Consider the following 2228-nt stretch of genomic DNA (forward strand, 5'->3'; position numbering starts at 1 on the left):
GGTGGTCGTCTGCTCCGGTGGCGGGGTCCTCGTCGTCGTCACCCAGGGAGCTCGCGGCACGCGCCAGGTAGTCGTCGACCACCTCGCCGTTCTCGGGGCCCAGCGCGTCGCTCATCACCCCGGGGCTGCGCGGTAGCTCGGTGCGCAGCGCGGTGAGGACGGCGACCAACGCCAGGACGATCACCACCCCGACACCCGCGATCCTGAGGACCCGCAGGCCGGCCGATCGGGGGGTCGTCCGACCGGTGCCCCGGGGCCTGCTCACGCCGCGCGGAGGGCGTCCAGCGCGTGCTGGAGGTCATCGGGGTACGAGCTCGCGAAGTCCACGCGCTCACCGGTGCCCGGGTGGTCGAACCCGAGCCCCACCGCGTGGAGCCACTGCCGCTCCAGCCCGAGCCGCCTCGCCAGCACCGGATCGGCGCCGTAGGTCAGGTCCCCCGCGCACGGGTGGTGCAGGGCGGAGAAGTGCACCCGGATCTGGTGGGTGCGCCCGGTCTCGAGCTTCACCTCGACCAGCGTCGCGGCCTGGTGCGCCTCGAGCGTGTCGTAGTGGGTGATCGAGTGCTTGCCGTCGGAGGTGACCGCGAACCGCCAGTCGTTGGAGGTGTGGCGGCCGATGGGGGCGTCGATGGTCCCGGACAGCGGATCGGGGTGTCCCTGGACCAGCGCGTGGTAGGTCTTGTCGACCGTGCGGTCGCGGAACGCCCGCTTGAGGAGCGTGTACGCGCGCTCGGAGGCCGCGACCACCATCAGGCCGGAGGTGCCCACGTCGAGGCGGTGGACGATCCCCTTGCGCTCCGGCGGCCCCGAGGTGGAGATGCGGTACCCGGCGGCCGCCAGCCCCCCGATCACGGTGGGGCCGGTCCAGCCCACGGAGGGGTGGGCGGCCACGCCGACGGGTTTGTCGACGACGACGAGGTCGGCGTCGGAGTAGATGACCGCCATCCCCTCCACCGGCTCGGCGACCACCGCCGGTTCGGCCCGCGGGTCGGGCATCTCGACCTCGATCCACGACATCCCGGTGAGCTTGTCGGACTTGCCCACGGCCCGGCCGTCGATCAGCACCTTGCCCTCGCCGGCGAGGTCGGCGACCGCGGTCCGGGAGATCCCGAGCAGGCGGGAGACGCCCGCATCCACCCGCATCCCGTCGAGACCGTCCGGGACGGGGAAGGTGCGCAGCTCACCCATGCGTTCCGCCCACGGTGTCGCCGCCGTCCCCGCCGTCACGACGCTCCGTCGCGGCGGCGTCCTCCGCCACCAACCCACGCGAGCCGTCGAACTCCACGCCCCTGAACACGGCGACGGCCACCACGATCACGCCGACGACCAGACTCGAGTCGGCCACGTTGAACACCGGCCACCACCCGACCGAGACGAAGTCCACCACGTGTCCGCGCAGCACCCCGGGCGAGCGGAGGTACCGGTCGACGAGATTCCCGGCGGCACCACCCAGGATCAACCCGAGTCCCCACGCCCACCACCGGGAGTGGACCCGACGCGAGAACCACAGCAATCCCAGCACGACCAGTGTCGCCACGATGCTCAGGACGACGGTCGAGCCGGTCCCCATCGAGAAGGCCGCCCCGGGGTTGCGCAGGAGGAGCAGTCGTACGGTGTCGCCGACGATCCGGATCGGGTCCTGTCCCTCGAGTCCCCACACCGCAAGGGCCTTGGTCACCTGGTCCGCCGTCACGATCACCGCGGCGATCATCAGCATGACCACCGGCCCCGCCCTGAAATAGCCGGCACCGGCACCGCCGGGCGTCGTCCCCGTGGCGTCGGACCGCGTCCCGTTGGTCTCCGTCATGCGGTCCAGTATCCCTGATCCCCCGGCGGGGCCGGGTGGCCCGGTGGGTGGACCCTCTAGGCTCGGGGGTCGTGAACCCCCAAACACCCCGTGCCTCCGGCCCTTCCCGACCCACGCGAGGCGGTCGCCGACTCCTCGTTACCGCGCTGGCCGCTGCGCTCGTGGCCTCCACGGCCGCGTGCTCGGACGGCGGGGACTCCCCCGGGGACGCGGCGGTCAGCGCGCAGGAGGACCAGGGCCTGGAGCCGGCGGTGGAGGTGGACCCCGGCCCCGCCCCGACGGTCGAGCTCCTCGACGAGGGCTCCGGGGACCTGAGGGTGTTGGCCTACGCCCCCTCGCGTGAGCCCGTGACCGTCGCCGTCACCAGGTCCGCGACGTCTCGCACGACCGTGCCGGGCTCGGAGCCGAGGATCGACGAGAA

The 2228-nt window shown here is 72.9% G+C and carries 2 protein-coding genes and 2 pseudogenes; 1 reads left to right on the forward strand and 3 read right to left on the reverse strand.

Features of this window, described 5'->3' with window-relative positions; genetic code table 11:
* The 3 genes and pseudogenes from G6018_RS08775 to lspA all read right to left on the reverse strand — a co-directional run.
* Window positions 1-265 (reverse strand): annotated as a pseudogene (locus G6018_RS08775) (hypothetical protein); the annotation flags it as partial.
* On the reverse strand, window positions 262-1188 hold the full coding sequence (locus G6018_RS08780) for an RluA family pseudouridine synthase (protein WP_179526215.1): 927 nt from the start codon (window positions 1186-1188) through the stop codon (window positions 262-264). The pseudogene G6018_RS08775 and the gene G6018_RS08780, both read right to left, overlap by 4 nt.
* A complete protein-coding gene (lspA, locus tag G6018_RS08785) occupies window positions 1181-1807 on the reverse strand; it encodes a signal peptidase II (RefSeq protein ID WP_182611100.1) in 627 nt (208 codons plus the stop codon). Before lspA ends, G6018_RS08780 begins: the two co-directional genes overlap by 8 nt.
* Window positions 1808-1968: 161 nt before the next feature.
* On the opposite strand from lspA, the pseudogene G6018_RS17565 reads away from it, so the two are divergent.
* Window positions 1969-2228, forward strand: a pseudogene (locus tag G6018_RS17565) (hypothetical protein); the annotation flags it as partial.

Source organism: Dietzia sp. DQ11-44 (assembly GCF_014145205.1).
GTDB classification, from domain to species: domain Bacteria; phylum Actinomycetota; class Actinomycetes; order Mycobacteriales; family Mycobacteriaceae; genus Dietzia; species Dietzia natronolimnaea.